Genomic DNA, 23926 nt, shown 5'->3' with positions numbered 1-23926 from the left:
CCAGCTCGGCAAGAGATCGGCGCCGTCGCGGCGCGGCTCGCTCAACAAGGGAGATTCGTCCGATGGGCCGCCTTCAGGCATTCGATCGATCCGGCGACTCGGCTTTCGCGTGTGAATCCATCGTGGAGCGCGGCTGAGTCGATGGCGGAGGTTGCGAAATCCGGCCCGCTCGCCGGGGTGAAGGTCGTCGAGCTCGCCCACATCATGGCCGGGCCGGTCTGCGGGCTGATGCTCGGCGACATGGGCGCCGAGGTGATCAAGGTCGAGAAGATCGAAGGCGGCGACGACACGCGCCGCTCGGTCCCGCCGGCGATCGAGGGCGAGAGCGCGGCCTACATGATGATGAACCGCGGCAAGCGCGGCATCGCCCTCGATCTCAAGAGCGCGGACGGCAAGGCGATCCTTCGCCGCCTGCTCGCCGATGCGGACGTGCTGATCGAGAACTATCGCGCCGGCACGATGGAGCGCCTCGGCCTCGGCTACGAGGTGCTCAGACAGGAATTTCCGGGGCTGATCTACTGCTCGCTCTCGGGGTTCGGCCGATCGGGGCCCTATGCCGAGCGGGCGGGATTCGACCTCGTGGCGCAGGGCATGAGCGGTCTGATGAGCATCACCGGCGAGGGGCCGGGCCGTCCGCCGATGAAGTGCGGCCCGCCGGTGACCGATATCACCGCCGGCATCCTGGCGGCGATGGGCGTGCTCGCGGCCCATGTCCACAAGCTGAAGACCGGCGAGGGGCAGGTGGTCGACACCTCGCTGTTCGAAGCCGGCATCACCCTCACCTACTGGCAATCGGCCATCGCCATGGCGACCGGCGCGGCGCCGGGGCCGATGGGCTCGGCCCACCCGCTGAACGCGCCCTACGAGGCGTTCGAGACGGCCGACGGCTGGATCACCATCGGTGCCGCCAACCAGACCAACTGGCTGCGCCTGCTCGCGGTGCTCGGCGCCGAGGATCTCGCCGCCGATCCACGCTTCTCGGCCAACCGCGACCGCATGGCGAACCGGGAAGCGCTGGCCGCGGCGCTCGCCCCGCATTTCCGCACCGCGGCCTCGGCCGACTGGCTCGCGCGGCTGGAGGCCGGCGGCGTGCCGGCCGGACCCGTTCTCGACGTGCTCGCCATGCAGGCCGACCCCCAGGCGCGCGCCCGGGAGATGGTGGTCGAGGTCGAGCACAGGCGCGCCGGGCGGATGAGCACCCTCGGCCTGCCGGTCAAGTTCTCGGCGACGCCAGGACGTGTGCACGGGCCCGCACCGCTGTTGGGCGAGCACAGCCGCGCCATCCTGGCGCAAGCCGGCTATGACGAGTCGGCGATCGACGATTGGATCGCCCGGGGCGTGGTTCGCGAAACGACGGCCTGAGAGACGCTTGACGAGGAACCGCCGCATGAACGCCGACACCGCCTCGACCGACGAACTGCTCTTCGCGGTGGACGCAGAGGGCATCGCCCGCATCACCCTCAACCGGCCGAAGGCGCGCAACGCGCTGACCTTCGCCATGTATCGCGGCCTGGTCGAGCTGTGCGAACGGATCGAGGCGGACCGCGCGATCAAGGCCGTGATCATCACCGGTGCCGGCGACAAGGCGTTCGCGGCGGGCACCGACATCGCCCAGTTCCGCAGCTTCAGCAAACCGGAGGACGCGATCGGCTACGAGCGCTTCATGGACCGCGTGCTCGGAGGGTTGGAGCGCCTGCGCGTGCCGACCATCGCGGCCATCGCCGGGGCCTGCACCGGCGGCGGCGCGGCGATTGCCGCCGCCTGCGACATGCGCATCGCCAGCCGCGACGCCCGCTTCGGTTTTCCGATCGCCCGCACGCTCGGCAACTGCCTGTCGCAGAACACCCTGCGGCGGCTGGCGAACCTCATCGGTGCTCCCCGGGTGAAGGACATCCTGTTCACCGCCCGGCTCGTCGAGGCACAGGAGGCGCTGGCGATCGGCCTCGTCAATGAGGTGGCCGAGGATGCGGCCGCCGTCGCGGCCCGCGCCGACGCGCTCGCCGCCCTGCTCGCGGGTCACGCGCCGCTCACCCTGCAGGCGACCAAGGAAGGGCTTCGCCGCATCGCCGAGGAAGGCGCGCCGGAGTCCGGCGAGGGCGAGCAGCCCGGCGATGACCTGATCCTGATGACCTATATGAGTGAGGATTTCCGCGAGGGCATGGAAGCCTTCCTCGGAAAGCGTCCGCCGAACTTCAAGGGGCGGTAAGACGCTTCGTCTGCGTCCCTGCTTCGGCACCGCTTTGCGGTGCCGGCGCCGTTCGCAGCCCGCCTCAGTTCCCTTCCTCGCCGTACATCGCCGCGATCACCGGCTTCTTCGACCGGATGTGCCGGCGCATCAGCGCGGCGAGTTTGTCGCCGTCGCGGGCGCGCAGCAGCGAGATCATGCTCTCGTGCTCCTCGACCGCCTGCGCCCATTGCGCCTCGGTCTGGTGGGCGCTGTAGCGGGAGCGCTGGATGCGGCCGGTGAGGCCGAGATAGAGGCTGCGCAACTTGCTGTTGCGGCTCGCCAGCATGATGGCTTCGTGAATCTCGCGGTTGAGGCGGAAGTAGTTCACCTCGTCGCGCGTCTGCCACGCCGCCACCATATCGCGATGCATCGCCTCGATCGCGGTCAACTCCTCCTCGGTCACCGACCGGCAGGCGAGTTCGCAGGCCGTCGCCTCCAGACCGGCAATGACCTCGATCATCTCCTCGAGCTCGTTGCGCGAGATGCTCGCGACGCGGGCGCCGCGATTGGGCAGCAGTTCGAGGAGACCCTCCGTCGCGAGAATCTTGATCGCCTCCCGCAGCGGGGTGCGCGAAATCCCGAACCGTTCGGTCAACTCGCTCTCGTTGACGCGCGCGCGCGGCTCCAGTTCGCCCTCATTGATCAATTCGCGCATGCGGTCCGCCACCTCGTCGTGAAGGTAGCGGCGGTTGATCCCGATACTGGGCTCAATTCTATTCATCGAGATCTCAAAGAATTTTAAATGCGAGACTTCGCGTCGTAATTCTTAGGCTTGCTGCTCCCGCCTGTCGAGATACGTGACCGATCCCACCTTCGTGAGCCACATGGAAAGTGTTGTGTCCTCGGACCAGGATGGATTCGTGGACTTCCAGGGATCGCGATCCCAGCTTGCGATCGATTGAATTTTTCATGCATTTAGCCGCGGCATGGAAGCCTGAGCGTCGAGGGCGACGCCGGGGCCGGCCGGACGTCCGACACCGCATGGATGCACCATGATTGACCTGTTCAGCGACACTCAGACGCGACCGACGCCCGGCATGCGCGCGGCCATGGCGCGGGCGCAGGTCGGCGACGAGCAGTCGAACTCCGATCCCAGCACCAATGCCTTGTGCGAGCGGGTGGCCGAGATGCTCGGTCAAGAGGCAGCCGTGTTCATGCCGTCGGGCACGATGTGCAACCTTGCCTCGATTCTCGTCCATTGTCGGGCCGGCGACGAGATCATCGTCGACGACCAGTCCCACATCTACAACACCGAGGCCGCCGGCGCCGCGGCGATCGGCGGCGTCTCGGTGAAGGCGTTGCCGACCCGGGTCGGCTTGTTCAGCCTCGCACAGGTCGAGGCGGCGATCCGTGTTCCGCAGCGCACGGCGCCGCGGTCACGGCTGGTCTCGATCGAGCAGACGACGAGCTTCTCCGGCGGAACCGTCTGGGACATCGGCGAGATGCGCCTGATCCGGGACCATGCCCAGGCGCGCGGCCTCAAGGCCCATATCGACGGGGCGCGCCTGCTCAACGCGGTGGTGGCCAGCGGCATCCCGGCGGCGGACTATGCGGCCGGCTTCGACAGCGCGTGGATCGATCTCAGCAAGGGGCTCGGCTGCCCGGTGGGAGCGGTCCTGTGCGGAACGCGGGACTTCATCGAGCAGGCGTGGCAGTGGAAGTACCGGCTCGGCGGTGCCATGCGCCAGTCGGGCGTGCTCGCGGCGGCAGGGCTCTACGCTCTCGACCACCATATGACGCAACTCGCCGAGGACAACGCCAATGCCGGCCGCCTGCACCGGCTGATCGCCGATGCACCGGGCTTGGCCTTCGACCCGACGGCGGGCCAGTCGAACATCCTGTGCTTCACGGTGGCGGACTTGGGCATCACCGCCTCGACCTTCGCCGCGGCCTGCCTTGCGGAGGATGTGCGCGTGCGGGCGATCGGCGCGCATCAGATCCGCGCGACCGCCAATCTCGATGTCGACCGCGCCGGCATCGAACGGGCGGCGGAGGTCATTCGCGCGAAGGCCGCCGAGTTCGCGGCAAGAGCCGAGTGACACCGACATCCCGGGCCCGCGACCGAGCCGCGCCGAACTCCGGAGACGGGACTTACATCGGGCAGCGCTCCCTCAGGAGCGCCGCCCAAAGCGGAAAGAACTACTTCTTGCCGGCGAGGTCCTGAGCCATCTTCAGGTGCTCGTCGAGATGCGGCTTGGTCTTCAGGGCGAAGGCCTTGAGCGCCGCGTTGTCGCCGCCCTCGGCGTAGCGCTTGTAGAGGTCGGTGGCGTTCTTGTGTGCCGTCACCTGATCGTCGTGGTACTGCTTGGTGAAGTCCTCGCCGCTGAGGCTCTTGAGCTTGTCGAGCTTGCTCTGATGGCTCGAGTCGAGGGCGGTCGGGATGTTGAGCTTCATGTCGCCGGTCTGGACCACGGATTTCAGCTCGTCCGAGGTCTTCTTGTGGTCCTCGATCATCTTCTTGGCAAAGGCCTTGGTCTTCTCGTCGGACTTCTCCAAGGCGAGCTTGCTCGATTGATCCTCGAACATGTCGCTGATCGCGGCCTGCGTCACGAAGTCCTGACTTGAGGGGGCGACGCCGATCAGCGAATTGACGCCGGTCTTCTCGCCGACCGATTGGGCATGGGCCGGCATCCCCGCAGCGCCCAGCAGGAGCAGGCAGGCGGCGGCGGTGATTGGCGTTCTCATGGACGTCTCCTCAGGCAATTTCGGACCTGTCGGAGCAACCGGAGCGGGCGGGCGATGTTCCTGGCTGAGCGGGTCCGTCGCAGCCGGGCGGCGGCGTCACCCGTCGCAGTCGGCCGTCTCGCGGGCGAGCCAGTCGATGACGCAGGAGAGCGCCTTGCGCTCGCTGCCGCCCGCGGCGAGGGACGCTTCGTAAGCGCGGATCTGCCCGTCGGCGCTGGAGCCGCACTCGGCGATGGTCAGCGCGTGGGCGACCTGGGCGGCGCAACCCAGGGCCGCAGCATCCTCCGCGACGAGGTCGAGCATCCGCTCGACGAGGTGCCGCACCGGCACCGCCTCCTCCTTCGCCTCGTCGATCAGGGCGGCATGGGTCCCGTCGCGCTGCGCCCGCCACAGGTTCTCCATCACGAAGCCCCGCGAGGCGCCGGTCGGCTTCGCGTTCAACTCGGGCCGGCGCACGCAGAGCCGCACGAGGCAACGGTAGAGCGCGGCGATGGCCAGCGTGTCCTTGAGACGGGTGCAGCTGTCGGCGACCCGTAATTCGAGGGTCGGGTAGCGGATCGAGGGGCGGATATGCCACCAGAGATAGGTCGCATCCTCGATCGCGCCGGCCCGCGTCATCACCCGCACGTAGCGCTCGAAGTCGTCCCGGCCGTCGAACAGTTCGGGCAGGCCGGTGCGCGGCAACTCGGCATAGGCCCGCAGGCGGTAGCCGGCGAGCCCCGTGCGGTGCCGCTCGTAGAAGGGCGAGGAGGTGGAGAGCGCGAGCAGTACGGGCAGGAAGGGCATCAACCGGTTGATCAGGGCGATGCGCTGGTCCGGCTCCGGCACCTCGACATGCACGTGCAGGCCGCTGACGATGGAGCGTCGCCCCACCATCTGCAGCGTCTCGATCATCTTGCGGTAGCGGACCTTGGCGGTCTCGCGCTGGTCGGTCCAGATCGCGGTCGGGTGGGTGCCGGCGGCGAAGACCTTCAGGCCGTGCTCGCGGCCGATGGCGCACAGGCCGGTGCGCAGCTTGGCCAGCGCCTCGTGGGTCTCCGCGAAGCTCGCCGAGGGCTTGGAGCAGATCTCGGCCTGGCTCTCCAGCATCTCGCGCTCGACGCCCTCCAGCCGGCCTCGCGCCGCCTTGTGGAAGGCGGAGACGGATTCGCGCGGTGCCGCCCGGGTCCGGCTGCTCGCCAGGAACAGCTCCTCCTCGATGCCGAACCGGTACTCGTGTGCCATCGTGTGTCCCGCCTGCCCGTCCGGAGCGGAAGCAAGTGCGGGCCCAATCGATCCGCGCGTTAACGAACGATACGATCGAGCCGGTTGTTCACGAAGAAATACAGCTCCTTGGCGCCGGGCTCTGTGTAGAGCACCTGCACCTCGCGGCCGGACCGGCCCTCGCCGACCAGAACATCGGTCGGCGGCCGGCCCTTGAGCCGCACGAGATCGCACTCGGCGATACCGGTTTCGATGGCCGTGGCGGTTCCCGGTGCTGGACCGGTGCAGGCGCCGCTCCCATCGAGCACGGGGCCGAGGGCGGCGGCCGGCGCCCTCGGCGGCGCGGGCAGCACCGCGCTCGGCGGCGGCGGGGCCTGGATCGGTTCGCGGCGCTCAGCGCTGTTGCAGCCCGCCAGCAGCAGGGCGGGCAGAAGTCCCAGAACGATTCTCAAGGCGTCGGTCTCTTCTCCGGTTCCTTCGTGTCCGACGCGTCCACGCCCTTCGCGCTCCCGTCGGAGCGTGTTTCCAGCGCCCGGGCGAACAGGTCGGCGGCGTCGTCGTGGAAGGCGTTTCGCGAGTCCGGCCGCGTGTAGAACATGTGGCCGCCGGGATAAACCGAGAGCTTGAGGCGATCGGCCGAGCCGTAGACCGGCATCTGGTCGAGAAGCATCTTCGAGGTGAAGTAGGGCGTCACGAGATCGGTGAAGCCGTGGGCGACGAGCACCCGCATCCGCCCGTCGAGCGCCAGCACGTCCTTCAGTGCGCCCATCGCCTCCGGCGCCGAGCGGCCCGAGCCCCAGTTCCAGCCGCGGTTGACCGCGCCGTTGAGCAGTTCGTAGCGCATGTTCTCCACGCGCCAGTTCAGGCGGGTCTGGTAAAGCTGCACCATGGCGGTTGTGAGCGGGGCCTGCAGCGCATCGAGCACCGGATCCTCGAAGCCCGATTGCGGTGCGGTCGGGTCCGGATCCCAGCCCGTCACGCCGGTATCGTAGGCCGAGAGGACGCGGCCGGCGTCGCGCCCGATCTCGCGCTGGTAGCTGTGGGTGGTGAGCCGCCCGGCCTGGCGCCGTACCGTCTCCGGATCGAGGCCGGTCAGCGCCGAGACGCGTTCCGCCAGCCGTGCCACCGCCTCCCGGTCGGCCGGCCCCTTCAGCAGATCGGTGAGGAAGGCGCCGCTGGCGTAGGCCTCGACCTCCTTCATGAGGTCGCGGCTCGGCGTCGTGCCCGCGCGCTCCAGCGCCGCGGCGGCGAACGAGGGCAGCTTGGTCACGAAGCCCCAGGGCGTGGTGCGGGTCGGCTGCAGCCACCCGAAGTCGAGCACGGGCGAGAGGAGGACGAGACCCGACAGGCCGACGCCGACATCCTGCTGGAGCTTCTGCGCGATCAACGGCCCGCGAAAGCCGCCATAGCTCTCACCGACGAAGAATTTCGGCGAGGCGAGACGGTCGTTCTGGCGCAGGTACCGGGCAATGGCGGCGGACAGCACCGAGGCGTCCGCGTCGACGCTCCAGTACTTCTTGCCGTCGCCGTCCGCCGCGCGGCTGTAGCCGGTACCAACGGGATCGATGAAGACGAGATCGGTGAAGTCGAGCCAAGTCGTCGGGTTGGGCTGGAGCGCGATGGTCTGCGACGGGCTGATCGAGGGCCCGTCGGTCGGCAGGCGCCAGGGGCCGATCGCGCCGATATTGAGATAGGCCGAGGCCGCGCCGGGCCCGCCGTTGACGCCGAAAGTGACCGGCCGGGCGGCGGCGTCCTCCGGTTTGCCTGCCTTGGTGTAGGCGATGAAGGCGATTTCGGATTGGAGCTTGCCCTCCTCGTCCACGAGGGCGAGGCTGCCGGCGGTCGCGGTGAATTTGAGCGATTGTCCGTTGGGCAGATCGATGCTGTGTTCGGTGGTCGCGTCCGGCGGCAGGCGTCGTCCCTCCGGAGCCTTGCGCGGCTGAGGCGGCCCCTTCGCCTGGGTCTGGCCCGGTGCGTCCGCCTGCGGACCGTGCTGGGCGTGGGCGGGCAGCGGTCCCAACCCGATCGCGAGGGTGAGGAGTCCGGCGAGACCGAGCCGGCTCGCTGCGGTCCGGGAAGAGTCAGGCGGGGCTTGCGTCATCGGTTTCTCGCGATCCTCGGCCGGTTGGTCGTGCGTGTTCCTTGCGCCTCGCCGTCGGACGACGCCTTGATCTCACGCCTTCTTGGTCCAGCGCCCGCTCTCGTCCTGCTGCCAGTAGGCGACCGCATGGCCGGCGGCCTTGGCGCCGCGCCACTGCTCGCGGGCATGGAGCAGCGCGTCGGTGTCGGTGCCGTCGAACAGGATGCAGATCCGCTGGTAGCTTCCCGCATCCTCGGGCAGCTCGGCGCCCTCGACGAGGAAGCGGATCGACGCGGCGTTCGGGTTCGTCTCGCGCAGGGTCAGCACCACGGGCTGGCTCGCCGCATCCGCGTCGCGATCCGTGCCGTGAGGCAGGAAGCTCTCGTCCGTATAAGTCCAGAGCCCGTCGTCGAGCGCTTGGAGCCGCTCCTCGCTCACCGCCTGGATGGCCGCCTGCCAGCCGCGCTCCAGCGACTTCTCGACGAGGCTCGGCAGCACCTTCTCAAGGGGCTGGCGCTGCAGGTGGTAGAACAGGATCTCGGTCACGGCATCGCTGCATATAGGGTTCGATGACGCTGCGGCAGGGCGGACGCAGCGTCGCGGCCATTCTTCCCCGGATCGGCGGAGCCGGCGGGAGCGGTCGCTCTGAACAATGCCACGAGCGGCGGGTTCGTCTTCCACGATCGAGTTCAGGATCGAGATAGGGAAGGAACGAGCCATGCCGATCAAAACCATCGCTCTGGCCGCCGCGCTGACCCTCGCCGTATCCGGCGGGGCCCTCGCCCAGTCGAGCACCGGCAAGGGCGGGACCGGAGGGACCACGGACAGCGCCAGTCCGATGCGCAACAACACCGGCAACAGCATGCGGCCCACGACGGGAACCGGCGCGACCACCGGCTCGACCGGGACCATGGCTCCGGGCGCCACGACGGGCTCGACGACCGGTGCGACCGGCAATGCGCCCGGCGGCACCATGGGCGGCGGCGCCGGCAGCGCCGGGGGCGGCAACAGTGCCGCTGGCCGCTGAGCGACAGACACGCGATGACGGGAGGGGCCGGAGCCTATCCGGCCCCTCTTTTCGTGACCCTCATCAAGCCGGCTCGATCAGGTGCGGCACGAACAGCGCGCCATCCCCGGTGATCGGGCCCTCCGACTCGCGGATGCAGAGGCCGGCCGGCGCATCCCCGACGATCCAGGCGCCGAGGAGCGGGCGGCGGCCGTCGAAGAAGGGCAATTCTGCCAGACCCTGCCGGATGTAGCCCTCCGTGCCGTAGGGCCCCGGTTCGCCGGCGAGCCGCGTGCCCTCGGCCGAGAACATCTCGACATTGGCACCCTCGCGCGAGAGCAGCGGCTTGCGCACGAAGGCGCCCAGGCTCGCGCAGGCAGGATCGCCCTCGAAATAGGCCGGCAGCAGATTCGGATGGCCCGGTTCGCGGGCCCAGAGATGAGCGAGCAGGCCCTTGTTCGAGAGCACCATCTTCCAGGGCGGTTCGAGGAAGCGCGTCGGCGCGGCCGCGACCGCAGGGCCGAACGCATCCTGAAACGCCCACTCCCACGGATAGAGCTTGAACAGGCCGGCGAAGGGTCGCTCGTCCGGGCCGCAGAAGGCGCCGTCCGCGCGCAGGCCGATCTGGCCGAGGTCGAGCAGGATCGTCTCGCAGCCGGCCTGCACCGCGCAGTCCTGAAGGTAGCCGGCGGTGCCGAGGTCCTCCGGGCCGCTCGAATCGGCGGCGAAGGCGAACAGGCCCGGCGGCGCGATCTCCCCCAGCCGCGCGATCAGCCGCTCGTGAACGGCATTGAACTGGTCGCTGCCCGCGGGCAGGCGCCCCTCCGCCAGCCCCTGGTCGAGCCAGAGCCATTGGAACACAGCGGTCTCGTAGAGTGCGGTGGGCGTGTCCGCGTTGTATTCGAGGAGCTTGGCCGGGCCCGAGCCGCCATAGGAGAAGTCGAGGCGCCCGTAGAGGCTCGGATCGCCCCGGCGCCAGCTCGCCCGCACCGTGTCCCGGACCGGTTCGGGAATGGCGAGCGAGGCCAGGATGCGCTCGTCCTCCACCGCGTCGGCGGCGAAGGCGAGGCAGAGGGCGTGCAGCTCCGCGCTCGGCGCCTCGATCACCTCCTCGATCTCCGTGAGCGTGAAGGCGTAGGCGTGGCTCTCGTCCCAGTAGGGGGCGCCGTCGATGGTGTGGAAGGCGAAGCCCGCTTCCCGTGCGATCTCCCGCCAGCCCGGCCGCTCTCCGCAGGCGAAGCGGCGCATCAGCTGCTGCCGAAGGAAGAGAAGCTCTTGCCGCTCCCGCCGAAGCCGCCGAAAGAGGTTGCCTTCGCCGCGGCGGGCTTGAGCTTGGCCGAGGAGGCGTGGCCTCCGCTCCCGGTCGAGACCTTGCCGCCCGACCCGGTGCAGTAACTTCCATCATGACCGCCGTGACCCTGGCGGTGGTCGTAGACGGGCTCGGGCGTCACCCAGTCGGCGGCGCGGCGGCCGAGCAGGTATCCGGCCATCCGGGGAACGAATTGCGTCGGCGCATTCGGATCCGGCTGGCAGTGCGATGTCCCGTGATGCCCCTCGCATTCCGGCGATGAGCCGTAATGCGGTGCGGTCGAGGGATAGGCGGCGCGGGCGGTGGCATAGTCGCTGCGGCACTCGTCCGCCGGGCGGATGCCGTCGGCGGCGCAGGCCGCCGCGTCGACGTAGACGAGGACATCCTTGGACGGCGCGGTCCGGTCGAGAGAGCCGAGGCCGAGTGCGGCGAGGCCCGCGCTCGCCACCAGCACCGTCGAGACGGTCTGCGAGCGCTTGCTCGCGCTCCTGTCGGGCGGTGTAACGGCCGGAGCCGGCTCGGCCGGCCTGCGCCGCCCGAAATCGGCCTGAGCCTCGCGGTCGTCCGCCACGGTCTCAGTAGCTCATGCAGGCGGCGTTCACGAGGCCGCCCGCCAGGGAGGCGGCTCCGAGCAGGACTGCGGGCGCGGTCTCGCCCTCGTCGATGCGCCGCGACAGGTTCGGCAGCAGCGGCCGCATCAGCCAGTAGATCGCGACTTGCACAACCAGCGCGACGAGGCCCCAGACGATGCAGTCGAGGAGCGAGCCGGCGTAGCGCACCGCCGCCGAGAGCGGTATCGAGTAGCCGAGCAGGCTCCCGCCCAGCGCCAGGGCGGCGGCGAGGTTGCCCTCGCGCACCAGGGCGATCTCCCGGTGCGCCGTCGCGGTCAGATAGGTCACGAGGTAGAGGGCGGTGAGGCCGAGGGAGACGGCGAAGTAGGCAAGAAAGGCCGGAAGGCCCGAGATCGTCGTCAACCTGGCTCCCCTCTCACGTCACACCAGCCGGCTCTGCTCGATCGCGGCGGCGATGAAGCCCTTGAACAGCGGGTGCGGCTCGAAGGGGCGCGACTTCAACTCCGGGTGGAACTGCACCCCGATGAACCACGGATGCCCCTCGTGTTCAACCGTCTCGGGCAGGAGACCGTCCGGGGAAGTGCCGGAGAAGCGCAGGCCCTTGGCCTCCAGGCACTCGCGATAGGCCATGTTGACCTCGTAGCGGTGCCGGTGGCGCTCGGAGATCTCGGTCTCGCCGTACATCTGCGCGATCTTGGTCTCCGGGCGCAGCGTCGCCTTGTAGGCGCCGAGCCGCATGGTGCCGCCCAGGTCGCTCTCGGCCGCGCGCCGCTCCAGCTCGTTGCCGCGCATCCATTCGGTGAGCAGGCCGACCACCGGCTCCCGGGTCTCGCCGAACTCCGTCGAGTTCGCGTCCTCGATGCCGGCAAGCGAGCGCGCCGCTTCGATCACCGCCATCTGCATGCCGAAGCAGATGCCGAAATACGGGATGTTCCGTTCGCGGGCGTAGCGGGCCGCCCGGATCTTGCCCTCCGCGCCGCGCTGTCCGAAGCCGCCGGGCACGAGAATGCCGTGCAGGCCTTCCAAAAACGGCGCCGGGTCCTCGCGCTCGAACACCTCCGCCTCGATCCATTCGAGGTTGACGCGCACGTTGTTGGCGATGCCGCCGTGGGTCAGCGCCTCGGTGAGCGACTTGTAGGCGTCCTTCAGCCCCGTGTACTTGCCGACGATGGCGATGGTGACCTCGCCCTCGGGGTTGCGCACCCGCTCGAGAATGTTCTGCCAGCGTTCGAGCCGCGGCTCGCCCTCGGGCTCCATCTGGAAATGCGCCAGGATTTCCCGGTCGAGCCCCGCCTCGCGGTAGGACAGCGGCACCGCGTAGATCGTGTCGACGTCGCGCGCCTCGATGACCGCGCTCTCCCGCACGTTGCAGAACAGGCCGAGCTTGCGCCGTTCGTCCACGGGGATCGGCCGGTCGCAGCGGCAGAGCAGGATGTCGGGCTGGATGCCGATGGAGCGCAGCTCCTTCACGGAGTGCTGCGTCGGCTTGGTCTTCAGCTCGCCGGCGGACGGGATGTACGGCAGAAGCGTCAGGTGGAGGTAGCAGACGCTGCCGCGCGGGCGCTCCTGGCCGATCTGGCGGATCGCCTCGAAGAAGGGCAGGCCCTCGATGTCGCCGACCGTGCCGCCGATCTCGACCAGCACGAAATCGTAATCGTCGTTTCCATCGAGCACGAACGCCTTGATGGCGTTGGTGACGTGCGGGATCACCTGGATCGTGGCACCGAGATAGTCGCCGCGCCGCTCCTTGGTGATGATGTCGAGATAGATCCGGCCCGTCGTCACGTTGTCGGCACGCGAGGCCGGCAGGCCGGTGAAGCGCTCGTAATGGCCGAGATCGAGATCGGTCTCGGCGCCGTCGTCGGTGACGAAGACCTCGCCGTGCTGGGTCGGGCTCATCGTGCCCGGATCGACGTTGAGATAGGGGTCGAGCTTGCGAAGGCGCACCCGGTAGCCGCGGGCCTGGAGCAGGGCCGCGAGGGCGGCGGAGGCGAGACCCTTGCCGAGGGAGGAAACCACGCCGCCGGTGATGAAGACGTACCGCGTCATGGGCTTTGGTCCATAAAGGGGCTCAAGCGATTCGCCAAACCGCAACGGTTGCCGCACCCCGCCGGCCACACGGGACGCGGCACGGGCGATGCCCCTCGTGCCGTTGAGGAATTCGTCTGTCACAACCTCGCGGCCGATGCGCCGGCCGCAAGGGTCTTATCCGCAGATGGTGCGGCTCGGCGGCACTCAGCGCGATTGCGGTGCGTCCGGCGTGGCGGGCGCGGCCGGCGGCACGCTCGGGGCGGGCGCCGGTGCCGGGGTCGCCGGCGTGGCGGGCGCATCGGTCGGAACCGAGGCCGGCTGGCCACCCTGACCCGCGCCGCCGCGCAGCGTATCGAGGAGGTTGTCCGCGTTGACCGGCTTGTTGGTCGGCTGCGTCTGACCCTGCTGGGTGCCGGCCTCGTCGAGGATCGAGCGGGGCGCGGCGCTGCGATGCGCCATGATCGCCAGGGCGATGCTCGTGGTGAAGAACAGGGCCGCCAGGATCGCGGTGGCGCGGGTGAGCGCGTTGGCTTGGCCCCGGCCGGTCATGAAGCCGGAGACGCCGCCGCTCCCGCCGCCGCCGAGCCCGAGCCCGCCCTCCGAGCGCTGCAGCAGCACCACGGCGATGAGCGCCAGCACGATGATGAGGTGGACGACGATGAGGACGGTCTGCATAGCGATTCCGGTGCCCGCTCGCGCGGACGCTGTCGGTGTGCCGAACACTGGTCGCGTGCCAAAGCGGCGCGCCCGCGTATCCGCTGCACGAAGTGGGGGCTCCTACACGGTTTGCCCACCCGCGCCAACCGGCCATCGCGCACTCGAAGCGGGACAGACGCCGCACCGGCAGCGGAGTGGCCGGGAAAACGCGGTGCGCGCATGGTCATCGGGGGGCGGCCCGTGCGAGGAAACGGAGATGAGCGATTTCCAGCACGAAGCCGGGCGGCTCGCCGCCTTCATCGACCGCGCCGACCGCGAGGAGATGGCTGCCATCCAATCCGATCTTCTGCGGATCGCCCTCGAACGGCCCGACCCCGCGGGGCGGGCGGGGGCAATGGATGAATTGCAGGCCGCCCTCTCCGATCGAATCCGACCGGACGGCATGAGTCCGCTGCAGCAGGCGTTCTACGTCGCCGTGCTGTCGATGATCGAGCGGACCCGGGAGGCCGTGGCGAAGGCGCCGGCCCGCCAGGGCTGAGGGCGGGCCGGACCCCGCTCGCATGGCGCCGGAACGACAGGCCCTTCTCGTCGTCGATGTCCAGGCGAGCTTCGGCGTGCCAGAGGCGGTGGTCGCGGGCATCGCCGCCCTGGGCCGAAGTCTGCACACGGTCGCGACCGTCGAGCGGCACGACGAGGCGGTGACGCCGTTCGCGCGGCAGCTCGGCTGGACGCCGCCCTTCGATGAGGCGCCGCTGGTCCCGGCCGACCGCCTCTTCGTGAAGCACGGCTACCTGCCGCCGCCCGCTCTGATCGAGCATTTCAGGGCGCTCGGCGTCGAGCGCGTCCTCGTCTGCGGGGTGCAGGCCGAGACCTGCTGCCTCGCGGCCGGCTTCATGCTGTTCGATGCGGGCCTGCAGCCGACCCTGCTCAGATGGCTCAGCTTCGGATCGTCCCTCGACCGCTCGGCCGCTCTCGGCGCCGCGCTCTGGCGGCACCATTTCGGCAGCGTTCTGGACGGCCCCGAGGAGTTGCAGCTCGGTCTGGAGCCCCTCCCCTACCCCTCGTAGGCGCGGCAGATTCCCAGGAAATCCTCCGCCACGAGGCTGGCGCCGCCGACGAGCGCGCCGTCGACATTCTCGACCGCCATCAGTTCGCGGGCATTGGCCGGCTTCACCGAGCCGCCGTAGAGGATGCGGATCTTGTGCGCCTCCTCGCCGACGAGCTTGTCGAGCATCTCGCGCAGGGAGGCGTGGACCTCGGCGATCTCCTTCGCGGTCGGCGTGCGGCCCGAACCGATCGCCCAGACCGGCTCGTAGGCGATCACCGTGTCTTCGCCGGTGGCGCCCTTCGGCAGGCCGATCGCGAGCTGCGCGCGCACGATGTCGAGCGCCCGGCCCTGCTGGCGCTCCTCCATCGTCTCGCCGACGCAGATGATGCCGCGCAAGCCTGCCCGGCGGGCGCCCAGCGCCTTCGCGTGGACGCCGTCATCGGTCTCGTAATGGTAGGCGCGCCGCTCGGAATGGCCGACGATGACGTAGGTGGCGCCGAGATCGGCGAACATCTCCGCCGAGATCGATCCGGTGAAGGCGCCGCTCGGGCGAGCATGCAGGTTCTGGCCGCCGATGGCGACGGGCGCGCCGTAGACGGCGGCCACGCAGGAGGAGATCAGCGTCGCGGGCGGGCAGATCAGCACGTCGATCTTGTCGGTCAGCGCGGGCGAGAGGCCGTCGCGGATCGCCTCGACGATCGGAACCGAGGAGCGCAGACCGTTCATCTTCCAGTTGCCGGCAACCAGCGGACGGCGTCCCTCGCTTGCCATGGCGTCCCGGTTCTCCGTGTCTCGATCCAAGGGCTTCAACGTGTGCGGGGACCTAGCAGAGCAAGCTTAGGCGCGCAAACGACCTTTGCGGCCGTTCCGTTTCCGTTTGGGCGGGCGGAACACATGCCCTTTGCGCCGCCGCCCCGATCGTCTATCGCGGGGCTCGAATATGGTCCCCCGCCCCCGCGGGTCGGGGCGGTTTGAAGAAATCTAGGCCCGGGCGTCCGATGCTCCAGTCCATTCGCAGTGCCAGCCAGCATTGGCTCGGCAAGGTCGTGCTCACGGTGATCTTCACCTTCCTGATCGCGGGTGTCGCGATCTTCGGCGTGGAGGAGTTTTTCCGCGGCGGATCGAGCACGACTGTTGCCACGGTCGGCAAGACGCCGATCTCGGCCGAGGAGGTGCGCACCGCCTACCAGAACCAGCTCCAGCGCTACCAAGCCCAGCTCAAGCGGACGCTGACGCCGGACCAGGCCAGGGCGATGGGCCTGGAGCGGCAGGTTCTGGCGCAGCTCATCACCGAGGCGGCGCTCGACCAGAAGACGCACGATCTCGGGCTCGCCGTCTCCGACGCGGCGGTGCTGCGGGCGATCCAGGAGGAGCCGAGCTTCAAGAACGCCAACGGCAGCTTCGACCGCGTGCTGTTCTTCCAGACGCTCCAGCGGGCGGGCCTGAACGAGGCGATGTTCGTGCGCGAGCAGCGCTCCGTCATCGCCCGCCTGCAGCTGGCCGACGCCATCGTCGCTGAGCCGCCGGTGCCGCAGGCGATGCGCGAGGCGGTCCACCGCTACTCGACCGAGCGCCGCGACGCCGCCGTGCTGACGCTCGCGCCCGCCGCCGCCGGCGAGATCCCCGCCCCGACCGACGAGGAGCTCAAGGCCTACTACGACAACAACAAGGCCTCGTTCCGCGCCCCCGAATATCGCAGCCTCAACCTGCTGGTGCTCGACCCCGCCGCCCTCGCCAAGCCCGACGAGGTGTCCGACGAGGAGGCGCGCAAGGTCTACGACGCCAATCAGAGCCGGTTCGGCCAGGCGGAGCGTCGTACCATCCAGCAGATCAGCTTCCCCGACGAGGCCGCGGCACGCGAGGCGCGAGTCAAGATCGAGAGCGGCGAGACGCCATTCGAGACGGTGGCCGCCGAGCGCGGGCTCGACCCGAAGCAGCTCGATCTCGGCACCCTGACCAAGGCGGAGCTGTTCGATCCGGCGGTGGGCAACGCCGCCTTCGCCCTGGAGCAGGGCAAGGTGAGCGAGCCCGTGAAGGGCCGTTTCGGCACCGTGCTCCTGCGCGTCACGGCGATCGAGCCCGGCACGGTGAAGCCGTTCGACGAGGTGAAGGACGAGATCCGCCGGGAGATCGCGCTGCGGCGGGTTCGCGACGGCGGCTTCGACAAGGTGCAGGACGCGATCGAGGATGCCCGCTCCGCCGCCAAGCCGCTGGCCGAGATCGCCAAGGACCAGGGGCTGGCCCTGCTCAGCATTCCGGCGGTCGATACGCAGGGCAACGATCCGTCCGGCCAGCCGGTCGCCGGCATTCCGGACAAGGAGACCACGCTGCCGGCCGCCTTCCGCGCCGATGTCGGCAACGACACCGAGGTGCTGCGCACCAAGACCGGCGGCGCGATCTGGTACGACGTCGTCAAGATCGACCCCTCGCACGAGAAGCCGCTCGCCGAGGTGCGCGACGAGGCGGTGAAGGGCTGGACCAAGGCCGAGGTCGAGAAGCGTCTCGTGGCGAAGTCCAAGGAGCTGACCGAGCGCCTGGACAAGGGGGAGGCGATCGAGACCGTGGCGCAGGAGGCGGGCCTCCCGCTGAAGACCGTCACCGAGATCGCCCGCAACCAGAACAAGGATGACCTCTCCTCCGACATCGTCGAGCGCATCTTCACGACGCCGGTCGGCAAGGCCGCCTCGGCGCCCGCCGGCGAGGGCCGCGCGGTGTTCAAGGTCACCGCGGCGAACGTGCCGGCCTTCGTGCCCGGCACGCCGAGCGACGGGCAGCTCGTGAATTCCCTACGCACCGCGCTTGCCGACGACCTGCTCGGCGAGTTCATCGCCGAGGTGCAGAAGAGCGCGGGCGTGAGCGTCAATCAGACCGCTCTCCGGCGGGCGCTCGGCGGCGAGTATTGAGGTCTTCCATGACCGAACCCGGCATGACTGAACCCGGCTCGACGACGGCCGCGCACGAGGCGGCGGCCCGCGCCTACGAGGCCGGACGCGCGAGCCTGCTCGGCCTGACCCTTGTGGCCGATCTGGAGACCCCGGTCGCCGCCTTCCTGAAGCTGAAGGCGGGACAGGCCGGCCCCGGCTTCCTGCTCGAATCGGTCGAGGGCGGCGCGGTGCGCGGGCGCTACTCGATGATCGGCCTCGACCCCGACCTGATCTGGCGGTGCCGCGACGGCCGGCCCGAGATCGCCCGCGACGCGGGGCTCTCGGATTTCGTGCCCGACGACCGGGCGCCGCTCGACTCGCTGCGGGCCCTGATCGCCGAGAGCGCAGTGGGCGATGACGCGCAGAGCGCCGCCCTGCCGCCGATGGCCGCGGGCCTGTTCGGCTATCTCGGCTACGACATGGTCCGCGCGATGGAGCGCCTGCCCGAGCCGAATCCCGACCCGCTCGGCGTGCCGGACGCGATCCTGATCCGGCCGCGGGTGATGGTGGTGTTCGATGCGGTGGCCGACGCGCTCACCGTGGTCACCCCCGTGCGCCCGGCCGAGGGCGTCAGCGCGCGCGCCGCGCTGGAGGCCGCGCAGACCCGTCTCGACCGGGTGGCGGAAGCGCTTGAGGGGCCGTTGCCGATCGAGGCGCGGGCGGATGCGGCGAGCCTCGCCCTGCCCTCCCCGGTCTCGAACACCGAGCCGGAGGCGTTCCTCGGCATGGTGGCCAAGGCCAAGGAATACATCGTCGCAGGCGACATCTTTCAGGTGGTGCTGTCGCAGCGCTTCGAGGCGCCCTTCACCCTGCCGGCCTTCGCGCTCTACCGCAGCCTTCGCCGCACCAACCCGGCACCGTTCCTGTGCTACCTCGACTTCGAGGCGTTTCAGGTGGTCTGTTCCAGTCCCGAGATCCTGGTTCGGGTCCGCGACGATAAGGTCACGATCCGCCCGATCGCCGGCACTCGCCGCCGCGGCGCGACGCCGGCCGAGGACCGCGCGCTCGCCGACGAACTCCTGGCCGATCCGAAGGAGCGCTCGGAGCACCTGATGCTGCTCGACCTCGGCCGCAACGATGTCGGCCGGGTCTCGAAGATCGGCAGCGTCACCGTCACCGACTCGTTCTTTCTGGAATATTATTCCCAGGTCATGCACATCGTCTCGAACGTCGAGGGCGACCTGGACCCGCGGCACGACGCGCTCTCCGCGCTGGCCGCGGGCTTTCCCGCCGGCACCGTCTCCGGCGCGCCGAAGGTGCGGGCGATGGAGATCATCGACGAACTGGAACGCGAGAAGCGCGGGCCCTATGGCGGCTGCATCGGCTATTTCGGCGCGCGCGGCGAGATGGACACCTGCATCGTCCTGCGCACGGCGATCGTGAAGGACGGCCGCATGCACGTTCAGGCGGGGGCCGGCATCGTCTACGATTCCGATCCCGCGTCCGAGCAGCAGGAATGCGTCAACAAGGCCAAAGCCCTCTTCCGCGCAGCGGAGGACGCGGTACAGTTCGCGAGCCGGGCGAAGCGGGGCCAGTAGGCGGCGTGGGCAGGTCGTCTTGACTTGCAGGCTCCGCGTCGCCACCCCTTGACCAAGGTTCATCCCACCCATCCCTCCTCCTGAGGAGCCGGCAGCTCGCGTCGGCTTCAGAGGATCCTCCAGATTCCGCGCGAATCCTGGAAGATCCTTCGAGGCCGCTGCGCGGCACCTCAGGAGAAGGGGCGTGGGCGGACGCGGAGTGCTACGGCTGAGTTCGATGTCCAACGTCCTCGTCATCGACAACTACGATTCCTTCACGTGGAATCTGGTCCATCTGATCGGCCCGCTCTGCGGGCGGATCGACGTGGTGCGCAACGATCAGATCGACGTCGCCGGCATCCGCGAGCGGGCGCCGGACGCGCTCGTGCTCTCGCCGGGGCCGTGCACCCCGAACGAGGCCGGCATCTGCCTCGACGCGGTGCGGGAGCTGGGCGCGGAAGTCCCGATCTTCGGCGTCTGCCTCGGGCTCCAGACCATCGGTCAGGCGTATGGCGGCGACGTGGTGCGGGCGCCCTCCCCCATGCACGGCAAGGTCTCCACCATCCGCCACGAGGCCAAGGGCGTGTTCCGCGGCATCAACGAGGGGTTTGCCGCCACCCGCTACCACTCGCTGGTTGTCGACCGCGCGAGCTGCCCACAGGATCTCGCGGTGACGGCGGAGGCCGACGGGCTCATCATGGGGCTGCAGCATCGCGAGTTGCCGGTCCACGGCGTGCAGTTTCATCCCGAGAGCATCCTCTCGAACCACGGCACGCAGATCCTGCGCAACTTCCTCGACATCGCCGCCGCGTGGCGCAAGGAGTCCGCGGCCCGAGCGTGACAAGGCCGGCCCCGGCGTGCATTGACGGAGGACCCCTCCCTCTCCCCTTCGCGGAAGAGGGTGCCTCGCGGATGCGAGGCGGGAGAGGGGCCGGCTCCGCATTTGCCGGAAACGGCACTCCCCTCACCCGACCCCCCTTGGGGGCCACCCTCTCCCGCGGAGGGGAGAGGGCTCGAACAGAGCCACGATCCCGATGGACGCCTTCAAAACCTATCTCGCGACCATCGCGTCCGGCGCCGCGCTGAGCCGCGAGCAGGCGCGCGCCGCCTTCGACGACCTGCTCTCCGGCGAGGTCACGCCGATCCAGGCCGGCGCCTTTCTCACCGCCCTATCGGTGCGCGGCGAGAGCGAGGACGAGATCGTCGGCGCCGTCTCGGCGATGCGGGCACGGATGCTCCCCGTGGCGGCGCCCGAGGGTGCCATCGACATCGTCGGCACCGGCGGCGACCATTCGGGCAGCTACAACGTCTCGACGCTCGCCGCGATTCTCACCGCCGCCTGCGGCGTGCCCGTTGCCAAGCACGGCAACCGTGCCGCGACCTCGCGCTCCGGCGCGGCCGACGTGCTCGCGGCACTCGGCGTGAAGATCGGCTTGCCCCCCGACGCACTGGCGCGCTGCCTGTCGGAAGCCGGGCTCTGCTTCATGTTCGCACAGACGCATCACGGCGCCATGCGCCACGTCGCGCCGGTGCGCACCGAACTGCCCTTCCGCACCATCTTCAACATGCTCGGGCCGCTCTCGAACCCGGCCGGGGTCACCGCGCAGGTGTTCGGCGTCTCGCGATCGGCCTGGGCCGAGCCGCTGACGCGGGTGCTGTCGGCGCTCGGTAGCCGCCGGGTCTGGACCGTGCACGGCTCCGACGGTCTCGACGAGATCACCACCACCGGACCCACCGCCGTCGTCGCGCTGGAGGACGGCGCGCTCTCGCACTTCACCATCGATCCGCGCGAGGTCGGCCTGCGGCTCGCGACCCTCGACGACCTGCGCGGGGGTGACCCCGAGCACAACGCCGCCGCGCTCGGCGCGGTGCTGGAGGGCGCCCGCAACGCCTATCGCGACATCGCCGTGCTAAATGCCGGCGCCGGCCTCGTGGTGGCGGGCGCCGCCGGCTCGCTCGCCGAGGGCGTCGCGCGGGCGCAGGCGGCCATCGATTCCGGAGCGGCGCGGGAGACGCTGGCGCGTCTCGTCGCCGTGTCGAATGCGTGATAGACGGCCTCGAACGGCTCCAAGGACATCACCGATGGACGACATCGTGGCCGACGTGACCGTCGGGCCCGCCGCGACGGCCCCGGAACGGGCGAGCGTGCTGGCACGGATCGAGGCCTACAAGCGGCGCGAGATCGCCGAGGCGAAGCTGCGGCTGCCGCTGGCCAAGCTGGAGAAGCAGGTCGCGAAGGCGGAGGCGCCCCGCGGCTTTGCGGACGCCATCGCCCGTCATATCGGCGAGGGCCGTCCGGCCCTGATTGCCGAGATCAAGAAGGCCTCGCCCTCCAAGGGGCTGATCCGCGCCGATTTCGACCCCAAGGCGCTGGCCAGGGCCTATGCCGAGGGCGGCGCCACCTGCCTGTCGGTGCTGACCGATACCCCGTCCTTCCAGGGGGCGCCGGAATTCCTGGTCGAGGCCCGCGCCGCGTGCGACCTGCCGGTCCTCCGCAAGGATTTCCTGTTCGAGCCGTATCAGGTCTACGAGGCCCGCGCCTGGGGCGCCGATTGCGTCCTCGTGATCATGGCCTGTCTCGACGACGCCGAGGCCGCCGCCATCACCGAGACGGCACATGATCTCGGCATGGACGTGCTGGTCGAGGTTCATAATGCGCAGGAGCTGGAGCGGGCCCTGCCGCTCGGCACGCGGTTGGTCGGGGTCAACAACCGAAACCTCAAGACCTTCGAGGTCTCGTTCGAGACGGCGATCCGGCTCAAGCCCGGCATCCCGGCCGACCGGATCGCGGTGGCCGAGAGCGGCATCAGCACGCATGCCGACGTGCTGCGGCTGCGGCAGCACGGACTCGACACCATCCTCGTCGGCGAGAGCCTGATGCGGCAGTCGGACGTGACCGCGGCGACGCGGGCGCTGCTGTTCGGAGATCAGGGCCGGTGAGCGGCGCGACCCTCACCCACATCGACCGGACCGGCGCGGCCAACATGGTCGACGTTTCCGACAAGGCCGCGACCTCGCGCAGGGCGATCGCCGAGGGCGTGGTGGTGATGCGGCCCGAGACCCTGGCGCTAATCCGCGAGGGCGACGCCAAGAAGGGCGACGTCATCGGCACTGCTCGGCTCGCCGGCATCATGGCGGCCAAGCGCACCCACGAACTGATCCCGCTCTGCCACCCGCTGCTGATCACCAAGGTGCGCCTCACCTGCGAGCCCGACGACGCCCTGCCCGGCCTGCGCCTCACTGCGGAGGTGAAGGTGCAGGGCCAGACCGGCGTCGAGATGGAGGCGCTGACCGCCGTCTCGGTGGCCTGCCTGACCGTCTACGACATGGTGAAGGCCGCCGATCGCGGCATGCGCATCGAGGGCATCCGTCTCCTTTCGAAAGAGGGCGGCAAGTCCGGCGCGTGGAACGCCGATTCATGAGCCTGCTCCCGGTCGCCGAGGCGCTCGAGAAGATCCTCGCCGCGATTCCAGAGCCGGTGGCGATGGAAGAGGTCCCGATCGCGCAGGGCGCCGGCCGCACCCTCGCCGCCGACCTCACCGCCCTGCGCACCCAGCCCCCGTTTCCGGCTTCCGCCATGGACGGTTACGCCGTGCGTTCCGCCGACCTTGCGACCGTTCCGGTGCGTTTGCGCCTGATCGGCACCAGCGCGGCGGGTCACGGCTTTTCCGGGACGCTGCAGGCGGGCGAGGCGGTGCGCATCTTCACCGGCGCGCCGGTCCCCGAGGGGGCCGATGCGATCCTGATCCAGGAGAACGCCGCGACCGAGGGCGAGACCGTCACCGCCCGCGAGCCTGTGGCGGCGGGCCGCTTCCTGCGCCGCGCCGGCCTCGATTTCCGCGAGGGCGAGACGCTCGTGCGGGCCGGCGATACCCTCGACGCCCGCCGCCTCGCTCTGGCGGCCGGCGCCGGCCACGCCGTGCTGCCCGTGCGGCGCAAGCCCCGGGTGGCCGTTCTCGCAACCGGCGACGAGCTGGTTCGGCCGGGTGAGCGGGCGGCCTGGGATCAGATCGTCGCCTCGAACGGGCTTGCGCTCGGTGCGCTGAGCCTGGAAGCGGGGGCGGAGGTCATCGATCTCGGCATCGTCCGCGACGATCTCGGCGCTCTGCGCGAGGCGGTCGGCCGCGCGCGTGCGGCCGGGGCCGATCTGTTGGTGACGCTCGGCGGCGCCTCCGTCGGCGACCACGACCTCGTCCAGGCGGCCCTCGGTGCGGAGGGGATGGAACTCGGCTTCTGGCGGGTGGCGCTCCGCCCCGGCAAGCCGCTGATGCACGGCCGGATCGGCGCGATGACGGTGATCGGCCTGCCGGGCAACCCGGTCTCCTCGATCGTCTGCGGCCTCCTCTTCGTGGTGCCGGCGATCCGGGCGCTCCTCGGCGATCCGCGCGCGGGTGAGGACCGCAGCGAGCCGGCTCTTCTCGGCCGCGACATGCCGGAGAACGACGCCCGTCAGGACTACCTGCGCGCCCGCCTCGACACGGCGCCCGACCGCTTGCCGATCGCGCATCCCGAAACACGCCAGGATTCCTCGATGCTCTCGGTGCTCGGCACCAGTGAGGCCCTGCTGATCCGCCCGGCGCACGCAGGTCCGGCCAAGGCGGGAGACCCGTGCCGGATCATCCGGCTGGATCGGCGGCTCGTCTGACAGGCGTGCCAGGCTCCGCAGC

The 23926-nt window shown here is 69.9% G+C and carries 25 protein-coding genes; 13 read left to right on the top strand and 12 right to left on the bottom strand.

Annotation, left to right across the window (positions count from 1 at the left end; translation table 11 throughout):
• Positions 1-141 precede the first annotated feature (141 nt).
• Both HNR01_RS09040 and HNR01_RS09035 read left to right on the top strand, forming a co-directional pair.
• Entirely contained in the window at positions 142-1362 is a 1221-nt protein-coding gene (locus HNR01_RS09040) for a CaiB/BaiF CoA transferase family protein (protein WP_183667474.1), read from the top strand.
• A 25-nt stretch (positions 1363-1387) separates the two neighbouring features.
• Entirely contained in the window at positions 1388-2206 is an 819-nt protein-coding gene (locus tag HNR01_RS09035; RefSeq protein ID WP_183667473.1) for an enoyl-CoA hydratase/isomerase family protein, read from the top strand.
• Between the two features lie 64 nt (positions 2207-2270).
• Here HNR01_RS09035 and HNR01_RS09030 read toward each other — a convergent pair whose 3' ends face one another.
• Positions 2271-2948: a GntR family transcriptional regulator gene (locus tag HNR01_RS09030; RefSeq protein WP_017483450.1), complete on the bottom strand. Its 678-nt coding sequence runs from the start codon at positions 2946-2948 to the stop codon at positions 2271-2273.
• A 271-nt stretch (positions 2949-3219) separates the two neighbouring features.
• On the opposite strand from HNR01_RS09030, the gene HNR01_RS09025 reads away from it, so the two are divergent.
• Positions 3220-4266 carry a threonine aldolase family protein gene (locus HNR01_RS09025; protein ID WP_153873179.1) on the top strand — a complete coding sequence of 349 codons (1047 nt, stop codon included), beginning with the start codon at positions 3220-3222 and terminating at the stop codon, positions 4264-4266.
• A 100-nt stretch (positions 4267-4366) separates the two neighbouring features.
• On the opposite strand, the gene HNR01_RS09020 is transcribed toward HNR01_RS09025, so the two are convergent.
• The 5 genes from HNR01_RS09020 to HNR01_RS09000 all read right to left on the bottom strand — a co-directional run bounded on the left by HNR01_RS09020 (position 4367) and on the right by HNR01_RS09000 (position 8741).
• Positions 4367-4912 (bottom strand): DUF4142 domain-containing protein, encoded by a 546-nt coding sequence (locus tag HNR01_RS09020; protein ID WP_017483448.1) that lies wholly within the window; start codon positions 4910-4912, stop codon positions 4367-4369.
• A 96-nt stretch (positions 4913-5008) separates the two neighbouring features.
• On the bottom strand, positions 5009-6136 hold the full coding sequence (locus HNR01_RS09015; protein ID WP_017483447.1) for a carboxylate-amine ligase: 1128 nt from the start codon (positions 6134-6136) through the stop codon (positions 5009-5011).
• A 59-nt stretch (positions 6137-6195) separates the two neighbouring features.
• A complete protein-coding gene (locus HNR01_RS09010) occupies positions 6196-6567 on the bottom strand; it encodes a hypothetical protein (RefSeq protein WP_017483446.1) in 372 nt (123 codons plus the stop codon).
• Positions 6564-8216 (bottom strand): S10 family peptidase, encoded by a 1653-nt coding sequence (locus HNR01_RS09005; protein ID WP_183667472.1) that lies wholly within the window; start codon positions 8214-8216, stop codon positions 6564-6566. Before HNR01_RS09005 ends, HNR01_RS09010 begins: the two co-directional genes overlap by 4 nt.
• Before the next feature lie 72 nt (positions 8217-8288).
• A complete protein-coding gene (locus HNR01_RS09000; protein ID WP_183667471.1) occupies positions 8289-8741 on the bottom strand; it encodes a DNA polymerase III subunit chi in 453 nt (150 codons plus the stop codon).
• A 172-nt stretch (positions 8742-8913) separates the two neighbouring features.
• Here HNR01_RS09000 and HNR01_RS08995 point away from each other — a divergent pair, with 172 nt between their 5' ends.
• On the top strand, positions 8914-9222 hold the full coding sequence (locus HNR01_RS08995; RefSeq protein ID WP_153873183.1) for a hypothetical protein: 309 nt from the start codon (positions 8914-8916) through the stop codon (positions 9220-9222).
• A gap of 63 nt (positions 9223-9285) precedes the next feature.
• Here the strand turns inward: HNR01_RS08995 and HNR01_RS08990 are convergent, their stop codons facing one another.
• From HNR01_RS08990 to secG, 5 genes are all read right to left on the bottom strand, one after another.
• Positions 9286-10449, bottom strand: a complete 1164-nt coding sequence (locus tag HNR01_RS08990; RefSeq protein ID WP_183667470.1) for a glutathionylspermidine synthase family protein — start codon at positions 10447-10449, stop codon at positions 9286-9288.
• Positions 10449-11081: a DUF1190 domain-containing protein gene (locus HNR01_RS08985; protein WP_183667469.1), complete on the bottom strand. Its 633-nt coding sequence runs from the start codon at positions 11079-11081 to the stop codon at positions 10449-10451. Before HNR01_RS08985 ends, HNR01_RS08990 begins: the two co-directional genes overlap by 1 nt.
• A 4-nt stretch (positions 11082-11085) precedes the next feature.
• The gene (locus HNR01_RS08980; RefSeq protein ID WP_183667468.1) at positions 11086-11484 is read right to left on the bottom strand and encodes a DUF350 domain-containing protein; all 399 of its coding nucleotides are present in this window, start codon (positions 11482-11484) and stop codon (positions 11086-11088) included.
• An 18-nt stretch (positions 11485-11502) separates the two neighbouring features.
• The gene (pyrG, locus tag HNR01_RS08975) at positions 11503-13131 is read right to left on the bottom strand and encodes a CTP synthase (RefSeq protein ID WP_153873185.1); all 1629 of its coding nucleotides are present in this window, start codon (positions 13129-13131) and stop codon (positions 11503-11505) included.
• A gap of 186 nt (positions 13132-13317) precedes the next feature.
• Complete coding sequence (secG, locus tag HNR01_RS08970) at positions 13318-13788, bottom strand: preprotein translocase subunit SecG (protein WP_017483438.1); 471 nt, start codon at positions 13786-13788, stop codon at positions 13318-13320.
• 238 nt (positions 13789-14026) lie between these two features.
• Between secG and HNR01_RS08965 the strand changes: the two genes are divergently transcribed.
• Together HNR01_RS08965 and HNR01_RS08960 are read left to right on the top strand one after the other, a co-directional pair.
• A complete protein-coding gene (locus HNR01_RS08965; RefSeq protein WP_183667467.1) occupies positions 14027-14308 on the top strand; it encodes a hypothetical protein in 282 nt (93 codons plus the stop codon).
• Positions 14309-14330: 22 nt separating this feature from the next.
• Positions 14331-14837: a cysteine hydrolase family protein gene (locus tag HNR01_RS08960; RefSeq protein WP_183667466.1), complete on the top strand. Its 507-nt coding sequence runs from the start codon at positions 14331-14333 to the stop codon at positions 14835-14837.
• Here HNR01_RS08960 and tpiA read toward each other — a convergent pair.
• Positions 14825-15589, bottom strand: coding sequence for a triose-phosphate isomerase (tpiA, locus tag HNR01_RS08955; RefSeq protein ID WP_183667465.1), 765 nt, complete (start codon positions 15587-15589; stop codon positions 14825-14827). The genes HNR01_RS08960 and tpiA overlap by 13 nt on opposite strands.
• 227 nt (positions 15590-15816) lie before the next feature.
• On the opposite strand from tpiA, the gene HNR01_RS08950 reads away from it, so the two are divergent.
• The 7 genes from HNR01_RS08950 (at position 15817) to HNR01_RS08920 (ending at position 23904) form a co-directional block, all read left to right on the top strand.
• Complete coding sequence (locus HNR01_RS08950) at positions 15817-17721, top strand: peptidyl-prolyl cis-trans isomerase (RefSeq protein ID WP_183667464.1); 1905 nt, start codon at positions 15817-15819, stop codon at positions 17719-17721.
• A gap of 8 nt (positions 17722-17729) precedes the next feature.
• Positions 17730-19280, top strand: a complete 1551-nt coding sequence (gene trpE / locus HNR01_RS08945; protein ID WP_375373186.1) for an anthranilate synthase component I — start codon at positions 17730-17732, stop codon at positions 19278-19280.
• A 217-nt stretch (positions 19281-19497) separates the two neighbouring features.
• Positions 19498-20100: an anthranilate synthase component II gene (locus tag HNR01_RS08940; RefSeq protein ID WP_183667462.1), complete on the top strand. Its 603-nt coding sequence runs from the start codon at positions 19498-19500 to the stop codon at positions 20098-20100.
• A 193-nt stretch (positions 20101-20293) separates the two neighbouring features.
• The gene (gene trpD / locus HNR01_RS08935; RefSeq protein WP_017483431.1) at positions 20294-21307 is read left to right on the top strand and encodes an anthranilate phosphoribosyltransferase; all 1014 of its coding nucleotides are present in this window, start codon (positions 20294-20296) and stop codon (positions 21305-21307) included.
• 34 nt (positions 21308-21341) lie between these two features.
• Positions 21342-22199: an indole-3-glycerol phosphate synthase TrpC gene (gene trpC / locus HNR01_RS08930; RefSeq protein WP_183667461.1), complete on the top strand. Its 858-nt coding sequence runs from the start codon at positions 21342-21344 to the stop codon at positions 22197-22199.
• A complete protein-coding gene (gene moaC, locus HNR01_RS08925) occupies positions 22196-22681 on the top strand; it encodes a cyclic pyranopterin monophosphate synthase MoaC (RefSeq protein ID WP_183667460.1) in 486 nt (161 codons plus the stop codon). Before trpC ends, moaC begins: the two co-directional genes overlap by 4 nt.
• A complete protein-coding gene (locus HNR01_RS08920; protein WP_183667459.1) occupies positions 22678-23904 on the top strand; it encodes a molybdopterin molybdotransferase MoeA in 1227 nt (408 codons plus the stop codon). The genes moaC and HNR01_RS08920 overlap by 4 nt, the downstream gene beginning before the upstream one ends.
• The last annotated feature ends 22 nt before the right edge of the window (positions 23905-23926 follow it).

Source organism: Methylorubrum rhodesianum (assembly GCF_014199985.1).
GTDB classification, from domain to species: domain Bacteria; phylum Pseudomonadota; class Alphaproteobacteria; order Rhizobiales; family Beijerinckiaceae; genus Methylobacterium; species Methylobacterium rhodesianum.
Note: the sequence above shows the minus strand (reverse complement) of the source record. Positions and strands in the feature narration are given on the sequence as shown.

Excerpts from the sequence above, each read along its gene's own strand:
- HNR01_RS09030 (WP_017483450.1), bottom strand. The coding sequence starts at position 2,948 with ATGAATAGAATTGAGCCCAGTATCGGGATCAACCGCCGCTACCTTCAC.
- trpD (WP_017483431.1), top strand. The coding sequence starts at position 20,294 with ATGGACGCCTTCAAAACCTATCTCGCGACCATCGCGTCCGGCGCCGCG.
- HNR01_RS09020 (WP_017483448.1), bottom strand. The coding sequence starts at position 4,912 with ATGAGAACGCCAATCACCGCCGCCGCCTGCCTGCTCCTGCTGGGCGCT.
- HNR01_RS08990 (WP_183667470.1), bottom strand. The coding sequence starts at position 10,449 with ATGCGCCGCTTCGCCTGCGGAGAGCGGCCGGGCTGGCGGGAGATCGCA.
- trpC (WP_183667461.1), top strand. The coding sequence starts at position 21,342 with ATGGACGACATCGTGGCCGACGTGACCGTCGGGCCCGCCGCGACGGCC.
- HNR01_RS09025 (WP_153873179.1), top strand. The coding sequence starts at position 3,220 with ATGATTGACCTGTTCAGCGACACTCAGACGCGACCGACGCCCGGCATG.
- HNR01_RS08950 (WP_183667464.1), top strand. The coding sequence starts at position 15,817 with ATGCTCCAGTCCATTCGCAGTGCCAGCCAGCATTGGCTCGGCAAGGTC.
- HNR01_RS08965 (WP_183667467.1), top strand. The coding sequence starts at position 14,027 with ATGAGCGATTTCCAGCACGAAGCCGGGCGGCTCGCCGCCTTCATCGAC.
- HNR01_RS09035 (WP_183667473.1), top strand. The coding sequence starts at position 1,388 with ATGAACGCCGACACCGCCTCGACCGACGAACTGCTCTTCGCGGTGGAC.
- HNR01_RS08960 (WP_183667466.1), top strand. The coding sequence starts at position 14,331 with ATGGCGCCGGAACGACAGGCCCTTCTCGTCGTCGATGTCCAGGCGAGC.
- HNR01_RS08995 (WP_153873183.1), top strand. The coding sequence starts at position 8,914 with ATGCCGATCAAAACCATCGCTCTGGCCGCCGCGCTGACCCTCGCCGTA.
- HNR01_RS08920 (WP_183667459.1), top strand. The coding sequence starts at position 22,678 with ATGAGCCTGCTCCCGGTCGCCGAGGCGCTCGAGAAGATCCTCGCCGCG.
- HNR01_RS08940 (WP_183667462.1), top strand. The coding sequence starts at position 19,498 with ATGTCCAACGTCCTCGTCATCGACAACTACGATTCCTTCACGTGGAAT.
- trpE (WP_375373186.1), top strand. The coding sequence starts at position 17,730 with ATGACCGAACCCGGCATGACTGAACCCGGCTCGACGACGGCCGCGCAC.
- HNR01_RS09005 (WP_183667472.1), bottom strand. The coding sequence starts at position 8,216 with ATGACGCAAGCCCCGCCTGACTCTTCCCGGACCGCAGCGAGCCGGCTC.
- HNR01_RS09040 (WP_183667474.1), top strand. The coding sequence starts at position 142 with ATGGCGGAGGTTGCGAAATCCGGCCCGCTCGCCGGGGTGAAGGTCGTC.
- secG (WP_017483438.1), bottom strand. The coding sequence starts at position 13,788 with ATGCAGACCGTCCTCATCGTCGTCCACCTCATCATCGTGCTGGCGCTC.
- pyrG (WP_153873185.1), bottom strand. The coding sequence starts at position 13,131 with ATGACGCGGTACGTCTTCATCACCGGCGGCGTGGTTTCCTCCCTCGGC.
- tpiA (WP_183667465.1), bottom strand. The coding sequence starts at position 15,589 with ATGGCAAGCGAGGGACGCCGTCCGCTGGTTGCCGGCAACTGGAAGATG.
- HNR01_RS09015 (WP_017483447.1), bottom strand. The coding sequence starts at position 6,136 with ATGGCACACGAGTACCGGTTCGGCATCGAGGAGGAGCTGTTCCTGGCG.